The organism is Lawsonibacter sp. (genome assembly GCF_022777125.1).
Lineage (GTDB): Bacteria > Bacillota > Clostridia > Oscillospirales > Oscillospiraceae > Lawsonibacter_A > Lawsonibacter_A hominis.
The window spans coordinates 24,579-38,062 of record NZ_JALFGV010000155.1 but is presented as its reverse complement, the minus strand read 5'-3'; the positions used below and the strand labels follow the sequence as shown (position 1 = coordinate 38,062).

15 protein-coding genes are annotated in these 13,484 nt (G+C 65.7%); 3 read left to right on the top strand and 12 right to left on the bottom strand.

Going from position 1 to position 13,484, the window contains the following annotated elements:
- Positions 1-26: 26 nt before the first annotated feature.
- The 6 genes from ybeY to MR825_RS12740 all read right to left on the bottom strand — a co-directional run bounded on the left by ybeY (position 27) and on the right by MR825_RS12740 (position 4,596).
- A complete protein-coding gene (gene ybeY / locus MR825_RS12765) occupies positions 27-530 on the bottom strand; it encodes an rRNA maturation RNase YbeY (protein ID WP_186906307.1) in 504 nt (167 codons plus the stop codon).
- Positions 527-1,489, bottom strand: a complete 963-nt coding sequence (locus tag MR825_RS12760; protein ID WP_186906308.1) for a PhoH family protein — start codon at positions 1,487-1,489, stop codon at positions 527-529. Before MR825_RS12760 ends, ybeY begins: the two co-directional genes overlap by 4 nt.
- A 20-nt stretch (positions 1,490-1,509) precedes the next feature.
- Positions 1,510-2,754 (bottom strand): sporulation protein YqfD, encoded by a 1,245-nt coding sequence (locus MR825_RS12755; protein ID WP_186906309.1) that lies wholly within the window; start codon positions 2,752-2,754, stop codon positions 1,510-1,512.
- 14 nt (positions 2,755-2,768) lie between these two features.
- Positions 2,769-3,050: a YabP/YqfC family sporulation protein gene (locus tag MR825_RS12750; RefSeq protein WP_186906310.1), complete on the bottom strand. Its 282-nt coding sequence runs from the start codon at positions 3,048-3,050 to the stop codon at positions 2,769-2,771.
- 282 nt (positions 3,051-3,332) lie between these two features.
- Positions 3,333-3,602 (bottom strand): DUF1905 domain-containing protein, encoded by a 270-nt coding sequence (locus MR825_RS12745; protein ID WP_287881054.1) that lies wholly within the window; start codon positions 3,600-3,602, stop codon positions 3,333-3,335.
- A complete protein-coding gene (locus MR825_RS12740) occupies positions 3,583-4,596 on the bottom strand; it encodes a CCA tRNA nucleotidyltransferase (protein ID WP_287881053.1) in 1,014 nt (337 codons plus the stop codon). The genes MR825_RS12745 and MR825_RS12740 overlap by 20 nt, the downstream gene beginning before the upstream one ends.
- 104 nt (positions 4,597-4,700) lie before the next feature.
- Between MR825_RS12740 and murC the strand changes: the two genes are divergently transcribed.
- Positions 4,701-6,077, top strand: a complete 1,377-nt coding sequence (gene murC, locus MR825_RS12735) for a UDP-N-acetylmuramate--L-alanine ligase (RefSeq protein ID WP_287881052.1) — start codon at positions 4,701-4,703, stop codon at positions 6,075-6,077.
- Between the two features lie 95 nt (positions 6,078-6,172).
- Here murC and MR825_RS12730 read toward each other — a convergent pair whose 3' ends face one another.
- The 6 genes from MR825_RS12730 to MR825_RS12705 form a co-directional block, all read right to left on the bottom strand.
- On the bottom strand, positions 6,173-7,195 hold the full coding sequence (locus tag MR825_RS12730) for a rod shape-determining protein (protein WP_186906314.1): 1,023 nt from the start codon (positions 7,193-7,195) through the stop codon (positions 6,173-6,175).
- A 126-nt stretch (positions 7,196-7,321) separates the two neighbouring features.
- Entirely contained in the window at positions 7,322-7,978 is a 657-nt protein-coding gene (locus MR825_RS12725) for a ComF family protein (protein WP_287881050.1), read from the bottom strand.
- A complete protein-coding gene (locus tag MR825_RS12720; protein WP_287881049.1) occupies positions 7,975-8,151 on the bottom strand; it encodes a hypothetical protein in 177 nt (58 codons plus the stop codon). Before MR825_RS12720 ends, MR825_RS12725 begins: the two co-directional genes overlap by 4 nt.
- A gap of 199 nt (positions 8,152-8,350) precedes the next feature.
- Positions 8,351-10,564 (bottom strand): SF1B family DNA helicase RecD2, encoded by a 2,214-nt coding sequence (recD2, locus tag MR825_RS12715; RefSeq protein WP_287881047.1) that lies wholly within the window; start codon positions 10,562-10,564, stop codon positions 8,351-8,353.
- A 241-nt stretch (positions 10,565-10,805) separates the two neighbouring features.
- Positions 10,806-11,138, bottom strand: a complete 333-nt coding sequence (locus MR825_RS12710) for a hypothetical protein (protein WP_186906318.1) — start codon at positions 11,136-11,138, stop codon at positions 10,806-10,808.
- Between the two features lie 59 nt (positions 11,139-11,197).
- On the bottom strand, positions 11,198-11,686 hold the full coding sequence (locus MR825_RS12705; protein ID WP_352408176.1) for a COG2426 family protein: 489 nt from the start codon (positions 11,684-11,686) through the stop codon (positions 11,198-11,200).
- A 376-nt stretch (positions 11,687-12,062) separates the two neighbouring features.
- On the opposite strand from MR825_RS12705, the gene pyrE reads away from it, so the two are divergent.
- Both pyrE and MR825_RS12695 read left to right on the top strand, forming a co-directional pair.
- The gene (gene pyrE / locus MR825_RS12700; protein ID WP_256175572.1) at positions 12,063-12,737 is read left to right on the top strand and encodes an orotate phosphoribosyltransferase; all 675 of its coding nucleotides are present in this window, start codon (positions 12,063-12,065) and stop codon (positions 12,735-12,737) included.
- A 32-nt stretch (positions 12,738-12,769) separates the two neighbouring features.
- Positions 12,770-13,453 (top strand): JAB domain-containing protein, encoded by a 684-nt coding sequence (locus tag MR825_RS12695; RefSeq protein ID WP_256175573.1) that lies wholly within the window; start codon positions 12,770-12,772, stop codon positions 13,451-13,453.
- The last annotated feature ends 31 nt before the right edge of the window (positions 13,454-13,484 follow it).

Sequence of the window (13,484 nt, the reverse complement as noted above, 5' to 3'; positions counted from 1 at the left end):
ATTTTGTACTGCCTGGCCAAGCCTTCTTACCCCTCCGCCGTCTCCCGGGGGATCCCCAGTGCGCCCAGGATAGTCTCCTCCCGGGCGCGCATCCGGCGCTTCTGCTCCCCCTCATCCAGGTGGTCATATCCCAGCAGGTGCAGCACCGAGTGCACCGCCAGATAGGCCGTCTCCCGCCGGGCTCCGTGGCCGTACTCCTCCCCCTGGGCCTTTGCCCGCTCCAGGGAGAGGACCATGTCCCCCAGAGGGACCAGGCCGCTGCCGGGGTCGGCCTCCACATCTTCCAACGCGGGCGGCGTCCCCGGGGCAAGCTCGAACATGGGGAAGGAGAGCACGTCGGTCGGACGGTCTACCCCACGCTGCTGCAAATTGATGGCATGGATGCCGGCGTCGTCGGTAAGCAGCACGTCCACCTCGCAGTCAAACGCCACCCCTTCCGCCTCCAGGACGGCGGGGATGACCCGTTGGAGCAGCGCGGCGTACTCCTCCGCGCCCTCCGTCTCCGATTCGATGATGATCTGATGGTTCATTTCGTCCTCCGCTCCTCGTCCTGCTCGTAGGCCTTGATGATGCGCTGCACGATCACGTGGCGCACCACGTCGGCCTCGCCCAGGCGGCAGATGGCGATGTCCTCCACGTTCTGGAGCACCCGCATGGCCTCTTTGAGGCCCGAGACCTTATCGGCCGGCAGGTCGATCTGGGTGATATCGCCGGTGATGACGATCTTGGAGCCGAAGCCCAGACGGGTGAGGAACATCTTCATCTGCTCCCGGCTGGTGTTCTGCGCCTCGTCCAGGATGATGAAGGAGTCGTCCAGAGTGCGCCCCCGCATATAGGCCAGCGGGGCCACCTCGATGTTGCCGCGCTCCAGATACTTGTTGTAGGTCTCCGCCCCCAGCATGTCGAAGAGCGCGTCGTACAAGGGCCGCAGGTAAGGGTCCACCTTGCTTTGCAGGTCGCCGGGCAGAAAGCCCAGCCGCTCCCCCGCCTCCACCGCCGGGCGGGTGAGAATGATGCGGTTGACCTGCTTTTCCCGAAAGGCGGCCACCGCGGCGGCCACCGCCAGATAGGTCTTGCCGGTCCCCGCCGGCCCCACCCCCAGGGTAACGGTATTCTTTCGGATGGCGTCCACATATCGTTTCTGGCCCAGGGTCTTGGCCTTGATGGGCTTGCCCTTGGCGGTGACGCAGAGCACGTCCTTGGCGATGTCGTTGATATGCTCCTCATTTCCCGCCCGGACCAGGTTGATGATATAGCGCACGTTCTGTTCGGTGATGGTCTCCTTCCGGGCCGCCAGGGACAGCAGCCCCTGGATGGCCTTTACCCCGTAGAGGACGTTTTCCGCCTCTCCGGAGATCTTCAGCTCCGAATCCCGGCTGACTACGCTGACGCCCAGCTCGTGCTCGATGATCTTGATGTTCTCGTCAAAGGACCCGAACAGGTCCACCGCCTGCTCCATGCGCTCCACACTGATGGTCTGTTCTATCATTGGTACGCCTCATTTTCCTGTTATACTTCCGGCTGGGGCTCCTGGGCAGCCGTCTCCGGCAGCCCCTGCGCCGGGACGAACCGCCCGATCTCCTCCCGGCATTCCGCCTGGAGGGTCACCCGCAGCATCCCGTCCCGTTCGGCGGCGGAAAACGCCGTGCTCACCGCCTCGCCGTCCCCCAGCGCCGCCCGGAGGGCCAGTTCCAGCCGCTCCTCCAGCAGGGCCTGCGCCGCCGCGCGGTCAATGGGAGCCGGGACGGTCACATATTCCCGCACCGTCTCACACTTCAGCGTCAGGGGCAGCTCCCGGCCGCTGGGCAGAGCCGCCGTCCACGCTCGACTTATTTTATCATACTCCGGGAAGGAAATTCCACTGTTTCGCGAAAAAACCGTCCGCACGCCCAAAAATGTCAGGCTCCAGCAGGTCTCCTCCGAGCCGGTATACTGCTTCACCTGGGCCTCCAGAGGGACCTGGGCCGTCAGCGTGCGCCAGGTGCGGGCATATATCCGCCCGGCGGCCCGCACCTGGCTCCAGCCCAGGTCCACGCCGCCGCCGTATTTCGGCCCCGGAAGCTTGACGCTGCCGCTGATGAGCACGTCTCCCGCCGCCACGGTGTCCCCTTCCTGACAGACCGCCTCCCCAGAGAGCACCTCCATGTGGGAGACGATGCCCCCCGACTCGGCCACCACGTCCCCCACGACGCTCCCGTCCTCCGCGGGCGGTTTTTTGACTGCCTCCCGCACCAGCACCTGGGCCCTGGTACCGTGGAGGTTAATGGCCATCCAGGACAGGTCGGGCAGCTGGAGCAGGGCCTCGTGGGCCAGATCCCGCTCATCCAGCCCGGGACCGTATACGCCCACCCGCAGCCCCTGCCGCCGCAGTTCGGAGAGGATCTGGGCGGTGGGCACCGTCTCGTTTCCCTCCACATCGATGATCAGGATGAACCGGGAGAGCACCAGCACTGCGGTCAGGGACAGGCAAAGCCCCACCAGCAGGGCGTACCGCTTCCGGAACCGCGCCAGAAAAAAAGGCACGCCTCCGGTCTTTACCCGGCTGAGCTCACACAGGACCCGTCCGGCCAGCTCCGGGGCGGCGCGGCCGCCCGCGCGGGTCAGGGTAAGGCGCAGCCGGGTGGCTTCCAGCCACTCCACGTCCCAGAAGGCCATGCCGTTCTGGGCGCACAGATTCAAAAACCGCTCCGGAAACGCGCCGGAGACCTCCAGGCGGACGCTCCCCCGCAGGCCGTTGATCATCTTGCGCAGCAAGCCGTCCCCTCCCCTCAGGTCAGATCCACGCCATGGATGTCGCCGGTAATGAGCAGCTGGCTGGCGTTCATGGAGCGCAGCTCCAGCCCCGTTCCATGCACCTTCACCACCAGCTTGCCGCCGGAGACATGGATCTCGTCGGCGCCATAGGCCAGGATGCCCTTGTGGTTCTCCATGCGCAGCTCCCGGCTTCCGGTGATCTCAATGCGGGGCAGCCCCGCCACTACGTCGCCGGGCAGGTCGAAGACCTCCGCGGTCTTCTCCAGCAGCCCTTCCCGCTTCTTGCCCCGTTCCATCCCATCGCCCTCCCCGTCCCTAATCTCTATGCGGGCGGACGGTCCATCTTGCCTGTCCCCGGCAAATCGGCGGCAACGGCGAGGGCGGGACCCATGTCCCGCCCTCTGGCTCTCAAAAAAGTGGCTGCGCCGCTTTTTCGAGAAGGATGCCTCTTTCGCGCCTGCACCCCAAGGATATTTCCGTGCCTGCTCTGCAGGCTTGGGCACGGGCGCGAAACGCTGCGAGGCTTGTTCGACACGCTGGGCCGGGATATCGCGCTTCAGCCGCCGGGCGCAGCCATGCTATGCCCGCTCCCGGAGCGTCACACGGACCGTGTCGCCCGGCTTCTTGCCCAGCTTGGCCCGGATCTCCTTCCGCACTCCCACGATGTGCCCCGGCGTGCCCATGCGCACCAGGCTCCCGTCGTAGGGGATCCCGTCAAAGGTGACGTGCACCTTGACCCGTCCTTTCCCAAACACGGCCCGGACATCGTACGGGAACTCCACATAGGCCCCGTCGATCTCCGGCACCTTTTGCAGCACCGCGTCAAATTCATAGACCGTTTCGTCCATACCGCCACTCCCTGACCATCTGCAACAGCCGTTCCCGTTCATTTTCCCCCGGATGCTCCAGAAGATACCGGGCCAGCCGCCGCTGCATGCGGCCGATCTGAGGTCCCTCCAGCCCCAGCCTCTCCAGCTCTCCGCCGGAGAGCGCCAGCTGTTTCACCTGTTCCGTCTCGGGGTGGAGCACACAGCGGCGCAGGGCGCGCGATACGGGCAGAGCGGTGATGGGAAATCCGGTCGCTGCGCAGAAGGCCCGCCAGCGGGGGCCGGGAGCCGCCTGCGCCGCCCCCAGTCCGGACAGGTCCGGGGCCGTCCGGACCGGATACAGGTGCTCCAGCAACCCCAGCTCCAGCAGCAGCCCCACCCGCTCCGGGCGGCCGGAGAGCAAAATCTTTTCCACCTCCGCCTTGACCCGCTCCCCGGACACCCGGGCTGTCCGGCCGGCGTTCCGGCGCATGGCCGCCAGGGTGGCGTCCTCGATCGTAAAATCCAGCTGGGCGGCAAAGCGCACCGCCCGCAGCATCCGCAGCGCATCCTCGGCAAAGCGCCGGTCGGGGTCCCCGACGCAGCGGATCTGGCGGCGGGCCAGGTCCGCCTGCCCGCCGGAGGGATCGATCACCGCCCCCTCCGGCGAGAGCGCCATGGCGTTGACGGTGAAATCCCGGCGGGAGAGATCCTCCGCCAGTCCAACGTCAAAGCGCACCCCGTCCGGCCGCCGCCCGTCGGCGTAGCCGCCCTCCCGCCGGAAGGTGGTCACCTCCACCGCCCCGCTCTCCGTCAGGACGGTGACGGTTCCGTGGCGCAGGCCCGTGGGGAGGGTACGGGGAAACAGCGCCATGACCTGCTCCGGCCGGGCGGAGGTGCACACATCGTAATCCCCCGGCGTCCTCCCCAACAGCAGGTCGCGCACGCATCCCCCCACCGGATGGGCCTCGCAGCCCGCGCCCCGCAGGGTATCCAGCAGGGCGGCCACCCCGGCCGGAATGGGCCAGCTCCTCATTTTTTCACCGCCTTTTGGTATCTTTTTCTTGCTATTCGCCTATAATGGTTTATAATATATGATTCGTAACCATTATAAACTTGAAAAGAGGGCGTGTAAACCCTATGGCAGCAACCAGCATTCATGATTTCATCGTTCCCGGCCGCCGGGCCCATCTGGTCGGCATCGGCGGGGTATCCATGTCCCCTCTGGCCGAGGTGCTCAAGGGCATGGGGATGATCATTACCGGCTCCGACCTGCATGAGAGCGCCGCGGTGGCCCATCTGCGCTCTCTGGGCATTCCCGTGACCATCGGCCATTGGGCCAAGAGCGTGGAGGGCGCGGACCTGGTCGTCCGCACCGCCGCCGTACATGACGACAATCCCGAGATCGCCGGGGCCCGCGCCCTGGGTATCCCGATCTTTGAACGCGCCCAGGCCTGGGGCTCCATCATGCGCAGCTACAAAAACGCGCTGTGCATCTCGGGCACCCACGGCAAGACCACCACCACTTCCATGTGCACCCACATCATCATGGCCGCCGGGCTGGACCCCACCGTCATGATCGGCGGCACCCTGCCCCTGCTGGGCGCGGGCCATCGGGTGGGCCGCGGGGACACCATCATCCTGGAGAGCTGCGAATACTGCAACTCCTTCCTCTCCTTTTACCCCACCGTGGCGGTCATTCTGAACATTGAGGCCGACCATCTGGACTTTTTCCGCGATCTGGAGGATGTGGAGCACTCCTTCCGCGCCTTCGCCGACCGGGTCCCCCAGGGCGGCGTGATCGTGGCCAACGCCGACGACGCCAACACCATGCACACGCTGGAAGGAGAAACGCGCGCCGTGCGCACCTTCGGTCTGGAGCACGGAGACGTACATGCCGCCAACCTGGTCTGGGACCGGGGCCTGCCCTGCTTCGACGTGATGTGGCGGGAACAGATCTTTACCCATGTCTCCCTGCGGGTGCCGGGACTGCACAACGTAAAAAACGCCCTGGCCGCCGCCGCCGCCGCCATCGCGCTGGCCGTGCCGCCTCAGGCCGTGGCCGACGGGCTGAACGCTTTCCGGGGCGCAGGCCGGCGCTTCGAACACAAGGGTTCCTACCACGGCGCGGAGGTCTATGACGACTACGCCCACCACCCCGGAGAGCTGCGCGCCCTGCTGGACACCGCCGGGCGTCTGGGCTATGAGCGGATCATCTGCGCCTTCCAGCCCCACACCTACTCCCGCACCAAGGCCCTGTTCGACGACTTCGTGGAGGTGCTCAAGCAGCCCGACCTGACGCTGCTGGCGGAGATCTTTGCCGCCCGGGAGACCAACGAGATCGGCATCTCCTCCAAAGATCTGGCGGCCAGGATCCCGGGCAGCCGGTACTTCGCCACGCTGCCGGAGCTGGCCGAACACTTGAAGGCCCTCGCCCGGCCGGGCGATCTGATCCTCACCGTGGGGGCCGGGGACATCTATACCGTGGGCGAAGAGCTCACAGGCCCGGAGATCTGAAACAAACGCTGTAAAACGGAGGGACCAGCCCGCGGGCTGGTCCCTCTTTTCCTAACCAGGGGGACTGCGCCCCTCTGGAAGGCGGCGCCGGCCGCCTAGTTCATCTGTTTGCGCCGGGAGAGATTGATGGTGCCGTCCTGCATGTCGCTGACGTTTTCCAGGCTTTTTCCGGTACCGTAGGCCACGCAGGAGATCGCGTCGTCGGCCACATGGGTCTCGATGCCGGTGTGGGACTCGATCAGCTTGTCAAAGCCCCAGACCAGGCTTCCGCCGCCGGTCATGACGATGCCGTTGGTGGAGATATCCGCCACCAGCTCGGGGGGCGTGCGCTCCAGCACGCCGTGGATGGCCTCCAGAATGCGGGTGGAGACCTCCTCGAAGGCCTCGATCATCTCGCTGGAGGATACGGTAAACACCCGGGGCAGCCCGGTCATCAGGCAGCGCCCCTTGATCTCCAGGGTCTGCTCCTCCGGCCGGGGGAACACGCAGCCGATCTGCATCTTCAGCTCCTCGGCGGTGCGCTCACCGATCAGTACATTGTGCTTGCGCCGTATGTACTTCACGATGGCCTCGTCAAACTGGTCGCCGGCGATCTTGATGGAGGTGGACTCCACGATGCCGGACAGGGAGATGACGGCGATGTCGGTGGTGCCGCCGCCGATGTCCACGATCATATGACCATCGGGCTTGGCGATGTCGATGCCCGCGCCGATGGCGGCCGCCACAGGCTCCTCGATGAGGTACACCCGCCGCGCGCCGGCCTGGATGCCCGCGTCAATGACGGCGCGCTCCTCCACCTCGGTGATGCCGGAGGGCACGCAGATGACCACCCGGGGCTTGAACAGGCGGAAGGAGGTCACCTTGCGGATAAACTCCTTGAGCATCCGCTCGGTCATGTCGTAATCGGAGATGACGCCCTCCCGCAGGGGCCGGATGGCGACGATATTGCCGGGGGTACGCCCCAGCATCTGCTGGGCCTCGGCGCCCACCTTGAGCAGCTTGCCCGTATTTTTGTCGATGGCGACCACGGAGGGCTCCCGCAGGACCACGCCCCTGCCCTTCACATAGACCAGGATGGACGCCGTACCCAGGTCGATGCCAATATCCTTACTGAACATACCTGCACCTCGAAGTCTTGAAAGCTTTTGTTTTATTTTATCCCATAATCTCATAGCTAATCCCTTATATTATACAGTTGTACGCGGGGTTTTTCAACGCCATTTTACCGAAAATCCCGAAAAACCTTACCGGGCCCGCGCCAGCGCCGCGCAGAGCACCTCCTTCGCCCCCGCTGAGCGCAGCACTCTGGCGCATTCGGAGAAGGTGGAACCGGTGGTGATGATGTCGTCCACGAGCAGCACCCGCTTGTCCCGCACCAGCTCCGGCTCCACCGCGGCATAGGCGCCCAGCACATTGGCCCGGCGCCGCGCCTCCCCCTCCAGCCGGGACTGCACGGCGGTATCCCGGCCCTTGCGCAGCGTCTCCACCGCCACATCCCCCAGCTCCAGCGCCGTCGCGGCGCAGAGCAGGAAGGCCTGGTCGTAGCCCCGCTCGCGCCGGCGCTCCCGGGACAACGGCACCCAGGAGATCAGGTCATACCGGTCCGCCAGATGGTCGCGGACACACTGGGCCAGCAGCCTGCCGTAAGCCCGGTGGTAAGCCTGCCGCCCCTTGAATTTGTACCGGTGCAGGGAATCCCGCACCGCCCCCTGATACCGCAGGGGCGAGACACACAGGGCGAACCATTCCCCGCCCTGCTCCGCATCCGCCCCCAACATCCAGGGCAGCGTCCGCCGGCATTGGGCGCACAGGTCCCGCTCACGCGCGGCCAGCACTCTGCCGCAGAACACGCAGCGGGGCGGGAAGAGGAGGTCCAGCAGCAGCCGCGCCGGGCCGTTCATTTCCCATCCTCCGGCGGGATGGACCCGTGTTCCTTTTCAAATTCCCGGATACAGCTCTGGATCAGGTAGAGGATCTGTCCGCTCATCGAACGGCCCTCGTAGGCCGCCACGTATTGGAGCTTGTCGTGAAGGGCCTTGTCCGTGCGGATACTCAGGTGATTGGTCTTTTCCATATGTTCTGCCTCCCCTCATCCTCAGGTAAGCAAAGCATATCGTTTGCATAAGCTTTTAGTTTATTCTTAGTGCATTTTTACGGCGCAAAATTTGTAGATTTCCCCCGTTTCCAAGACAGCGCCGTACCGGGCGGACGCTTCCTGTCCGCCATAGGCCGCGGCCTGTCCCGAACAGCGGCAAGGCCCTGGTTCCAGCCGCTCACGCCGTCCCCCCGGCCAGACGCCAGCGCAGTCCGGAGTAGCGCCGCTGCTGGCGGTCGTTGGCGGTCATGCGCGCCACCACCTCCTCGTCGCCCACGATGATGAGCAGCTCCCGGGCCCGGGTGATGGCGGTGTAGAGCACCCCGCGGGTGAGCAGCATGGGCGCGCCGTCGCAGGCGGCCAGGATCACCGCCCGATACTCGCTGCCCTGGGCCTTGTGGACGGTGATGGCGTAAGCGCTCTCCAGCTCTCCCAGCATGTCGGGGGTATACTCCACCACCCGGCCCTCAAAGTCCACGGTGATGGTCTCGCTGCGGTTATCCACCGTCTCCACCCGTCCGATATCCCCATTGAACACGCCCATGCCCGAGCTCAGGCCGTTTTTCTCCCGCCACATCACGTCGTAATTGTTGCGCACCTGCATGACCCGGTCGCCCTCCCGGAAGATCGACTCCCCGAAACGGCGCTCCGGTTTTCCTTCGCCCGGCGGGTTGACCGCCGCCTGGATGGCACGGTTGAGAGCCGCGGTGCCCGCCTGGCGCCTGCGGGTAGGCGAGAGCACCTGGATCTGCTCCGGCGGGATGCCCATGTTCTTGGGCAGGCGGGTGCGCACCAGCTCCACGATGGTCTCGGCCGCCCGCTGAGGCTCTTTCCGGCGTAGGAAGAAAAAGTCCCCCTTATTGTCCCGCAGATCGGGCAGCTCGCCCCGGTTGACCCCGTGGGCGCTGCGGATGATGGCGCTCTCGGCGGCCTGACGGAAGATCTCGGTCAGGCGCACCATGGGCACCGCCCGGCTGCGGATGAGGTCGGAAAACAGATTGCCCGGTCCCACGCTGGGCAGCTGGTCCGCGTCCCCCACCAGGATCAGCCGGCAGTCGTCCCGCAGGGCGCACAGCAGCGCCCGCATCAGGGTGATATCCACCATAGAGGTCTCGTCCACAATGACCGCGTCCGCCTTCAGGGGGTCCTGTTCGTCGTGGGCGAAGACCAGACGGCCGGAATGGGGGTCGTACTGGGTCTCCAGCAGGCGGTGGATGGTGGCCGCCTCCATGCCGCACAGCTCTCCCAGCCGCTTGGCCGCGCGGCCGGTGGGAGCGGCCAGTGCCGTTTCCAGGCCCAGCGCCTCAAAGAGCGCCAGCACGCCCCGCAGGGAGGTGGTCTTTCCGGTCCCGGGGCCGCCGGTGAGCAGCATTACCTGCCGCTGCGCCGCCAGCTCCACGGCCTGACGCTGCTGAGGGGCGTAAACAATGCCCTGCTCGCTCTGGATCTTCCCAATGAGCCGGTCCAGCCCGGGGGGAGGGACCAGCTCGCCCTCCGCCAGGCCGCGGATGCGCCAAGCGACGTACTGCTCGGCCTCGTACAGGTCGCGGAGGTAGACGGCCTGCTCTCCCGCCACCGGCTCCTGGATCGCCTCGCCCCGCTCCAGAAGGGCCTCCAGGCCGTCCTCCAGGGCCTCCTCCTCCACGCCGATGAGCTGCGCGGTGGCCCACAGAAGTTTACGCCGGGGCAGAAAGGTGTGCCCGTTGTCCAGATTGTGGGTCAGCTCGAACAGGAGCCCCGCCTCAATGCGCTGGGGGTCGTCCCCCTCCATGCCAAGGTCCAGCGCCAGGCTGTCGGCCGTGGCGAACGCCACCCCCAACTCCCCGTCCACCAGCAGGTAGGGATTGGCCCGCACCGCCTCGAGCGCCTGATCGCCATAGCGGCGGTACAGGGGCATGGCCAGCTGGAGCGGCACGTCGTGCGCGCCCAGAAATTCCAGCAGGCGGCGCATGCCCATCTGAAGCCGGAAGTTCTCCCCCATCGCCAACGCCCGCTTGCGGGTGACGCCATGGATGGCGGTGAGCCGCTCCGGATGCTCCTCCAGAACGGTGAGGGCCTCGGCCCCAAATTCCTCCACCATCCGCCGGGCGGTGGCCGCGCCGATCCCCCGGACCGCGCCGGAGGCGAGATACTCAAAAATGGCCTTCTCTCCGGCGGGCATGCGCCGCTCCACCGTCTCCGCCTTGAACTGCTCTCCATAGGAGGCATGGCGCATCCAGGTCCCCCGGACCGTGATACGCTCGCCGGGGGCCACGCCGGGCAGACAGCCCACCACCGTCACGCCCCCGGACTCCCCCGCGTCCAGCCTGAGCACCGTGTAGCCGTTCTCCCGGTTCTGGTAGATCACGGCTTCCACGGTCCCCTCGATGAGATTCCATTCCGCCTCCTGCATGGGCCGCCCTCTCCTTTCCAGGGACTGTGCAAAACGAAGACAGCCCCCACTCAGAAGATTGTAACACCGGAAGGCCGATTTGTCGAACCCCGGAAAAGCGCCGTCCCCACCCGCCTGCGCGGGCCGGCGGGAGCGGCTGCAGCCGGCAGGGCAAAAAAACGCAGCAGGCCGGAGCGGCCGCAGATCGTTCCGCGCGCTCCGGACGGGAGCGCAGGCTCCGCGCCGTGCCGGACAGCGCGATTCACCGGTTCCCTATGTACTCGGACAAACGCTCCATGGGGCAGACCACCAGTCCCCGATCCCGGGCCAGCAGAGCGCTGGCCGCCGCCCGGCCCGCGGCGTTGAGCCCGCCGTCGGCGATCACAATGGTGAACCGCGCCAGCTCGCCGCCCCGCAGCCACAAAAGCCCCTTCACATCCTGCTCCAGGTTGGCCCCGTCGCCGCTGGCGGGGATCACGGCGTACACGCCGCCGCTCCCCACAGGGCACACCAGCCGGCCGAACAGGACCCAGCCCAGTCCCAGCAGCCCCGCCGCCGCCAGCAGGATCAGCACTACTTCCAAAATGGGATTCAACGCCCTCACCTCCAGGCCATTCTATGCCGGAGGGCGCGGCAATGACAGCCGCCGGGCGCTCAGTGGATGGTGGCCACCACCATCCCCGTGGCCAGCGTCATGATGAGCCCGGCGGTGACCACGCCCAAAAAGATGGAGGGCAGCGCACGGCGCAGGGGCATGTCCAGGAAGGCCGCCGCCAGCGCGCCCGTCCAGGCCCCGGTGCCCGGCAGGGGGATGGCCACGAAGACAAACAGCCCCAGATATTTGTATTTGCTCACCTTGCGGCCCTTCAAATGGGCTTTGCGCTCCAGTTTGTCCACCAGGCGGTTGAGCTTGGGGAAACGGCGGCGCAGCCACAGAAAGATCCGGCGGATATAGACGATGATGAACGGCACGGGGATCAGATTGCCCACCACCGCGGCGCACAGGGCCGCCCAGGGGGGCAGGCCCAGCGCCGTGCCGAAGGGGATGCCGCCCCGCAGCTCGACCACCGGGATCATGGAGACCAGCAGGGTAAAGACCATCTCCCCCAGCCGGCTGTCCGTCAGCCATTGCAGCAGATTCACGCAGAACACCTCTCAGACGTGCTGGCACCGGCTTGCGCACCATACCCGTAAGGCTATGGCGCGGCCGCCGCGCGGATAAGCCGCACCGCGGTTTGCTCAGCGGAGTTTATTGTATCATAAGTCCGGCCCGGATAACATTAAGTTTTTGTGAAAAACCCCGCTCAACCTTCCGCCTGCAGAAAAAGTCCTGCAGCGTCTCGCCGTTTCTGCGGCGCAAGAAAGTGGAGGCCGTTTCTGCGGCGGCGTATACGCTGCAGAAACGGCCTCCCGGCAGGACGGCAAAAGCCGCTTTGCCGAACGTCCAACTTCCTCTTGTCCCCGCCTGCGCCCAGTGATATAATATTTCGACTTCATTTGAGAAAAGGGGCTGGCCGCTATGACCTATCAAGAAGAATTCATTACCTTTATGGTGCGCTCCGGCGTGCTCACCTTTGGGGACTTCACCACCAAATCCGGGCGCAGTACCCCCTACTTTATCAACACCGGCAACTACAGGACCGGCGCCCAGGCCGCCAAGCTGGGGGACTACTACGCCGCCTGTATCCAGCAGAACCTGCCCGACGGGGCGGACTGCCTGTTCGGCCCCGCCTATAAGGGCATCCCCCTGGCGGTGTCCGCCGCCGCATCGCTGTACCGCAATTACGGCCGCGATCTGCCCTACTGCTTCAACCGCAAGGAGGCCAAGGACCACGGCGAGGGCGGCTGCATGGTGGGCTACAAGCCCCAGGACGGGGACAAGCTCGTCATCGTAGAGGACGTGGTCACCGCGGGTACCGCCGTGCGGGAGTCCATCGAGCTGTTCAAACATGTGGCCGACGTGAAGATGCGCGCCCTCATCGTCTCCGTGGACCGGATGGAGCGCGGCACCCGGGACTGCTCCACCCTGGACGAGCTGCGGGAGGACTACGGCATCGCCGTGTACCCCATCGTCACCGTCCGGGAGATCCTCTCCTTCCTCCACAACCGCCCCGTGGACGGCAAAATCGTTATTGACGACGCCGTGAAGGCCCGCATGGAAGCCTATCTGGAGCAGTACGGCGCCAGAGGCTGATTTTGGGTTATCCTATGGAGAGGAGGTCCGGTATGGGCGCTCACGACGGTCACCGCAGCCGGTTGAAAATGGAGTTTCTGGCCCGGCCGGACTCCTTTCCCGACCACAAGCTGCTGGAGCTGCTGCTGTTCTACGCCAACCCCCGAAGCGACACCAACCCGCTGGCCCATACCCTGTTGGAGCAATTCGGCTCCCTGGCGGGCGTACTGGACGCAACGCCGGAGCAGCTGCAAAAGGTCCCCGGCGTGGGGACGCACGCCGCCGTGCTCTTCAGGGCGGCAAAGGAGCTCTCCGGCCGCTATCTGGCGGGGCGCACCCGTATGGACGTGGTCGCCCAGGGCAGCCGGGACTATTATCCCATCCTGCGCCCCTATTTCTTCGGGGCGCGGAACGAGCAGGTCTATCTGCTGTGCATGGACGGCAAGCAGAAGGTGCTGGGGGTACGCAAGATCGGCGAAGGCAACGTGAACGCCGTGGCGGTGACCACCCGCCTGATCGTGGAGGCGGCGCTCTCCCTGAACGCCGTTCGGGTGGTGCTCTCCCACAATCACGTCTCCGGGCTGGCGTTTCCCTCGGAGGACGACATCGCCACCACCTACAGCCTGCAGGGCATACTGGGACAGGTCGGGGTGACGCTGTGCGATCATCTGGTCTTTGTGGATGACGACATGGTCTCCCTCCGGGACAGCGGCTTCTACAAAACCGAGGAAGCCTGAAAATAAGGCTTGCAATAGAACATTTGTTTTG

What these genes read in the sequence shown, in the direction of transcription:
- MR825_RS12725 (WP_287881050.1), bottom strand. Translation starts at nt 7,978, where the DNA reads ATGAACGGCCCGGCGCGGCTGCTGCTGGACCTCCTCTTCCCGCCCCGC.
- MR825_RS12730 (WP_186906314.1), bottom strand. Translation starts at nt 7,195, where the DNA reads ATGTTCAGTAAGGATATTGGCATCGACCTGGGTACGGCGTCCATCCTG.
- pyrE (WP_256175572.1), top strand. Translation starts at nt 12,063, where the DNA reads ATGACCTATCAAGAAGAATTCATTACCTTTATGGTGCGCTCCGGCGTG.
- MR825_RS12695 (WP_256175573.1), top strand. Translation starts at nt 12,770, where the DNA reads ATGGGCGCTCACGACGGTCACCGCAGCCGGTTGAAAATGGAGTTTCTG.
- MR825_RS12750 (WP_186906310.1), bottom strand. Translation starts at nt 3,050, where the DNA reads ATGGAACGGGGCAAGAAGCGGGAAGGGCTGCTGGAGAAGACCGCGGAG.
- ybeY (WP_186906307.1), bottom strand. Translation starts at nt 530, where the DNA reads ATGAACCATCAGATCATCATCGAATCGGAGACGGAGGGCGCGGAGGAG.
- MR825_RS12760 (WP_186906308.1), bottom strand. Translation starts at nt 1,489, where the DNA reads ATGATAGAACAGACCATCAGTGTGGAGCGCATGGAGCAGGCGGTGGAC.
- MR825_RS12720 (WP_287881049.1), bottom strand. Translation starts at nt 8,151, where the DNA reads ATGGAAAAGACCAATCACCTGAGTATCCGCACGGACAAGGCCCTTCAC.
- recD2 (WP_287881047.1), bottom strand. Translation starts at nt 10,564, where the DNA reads ATGCAGGAGGCGGAATGGAATCTCATCGAGGGGACCGTGGAAGCCGTG.
- MR825_RS12740 (WP_287881053.1), bottom strand. Translation starts at nt 4,596, where the DNA reads ATGAGGAGCTGGCCCATTCCGGCCGGGGTGGCCGCCCTGCTGGATACC.
- murC (WP_287881052.1), top strand. Translation starts at nt 4,701, where the DNA reads ATGGCAGCAACCAGCATTCATGATTTCATCGTTCCCGGCCGCCGGGCC.
- MR825_RS12745 (WP_287881054.1), bottom strand. Translation starts at nt 3,602, where the DNA reads ATGGACGAAACGGTCTATGAATTTGACGCGGTGCTGCAAAAGGTGCCG.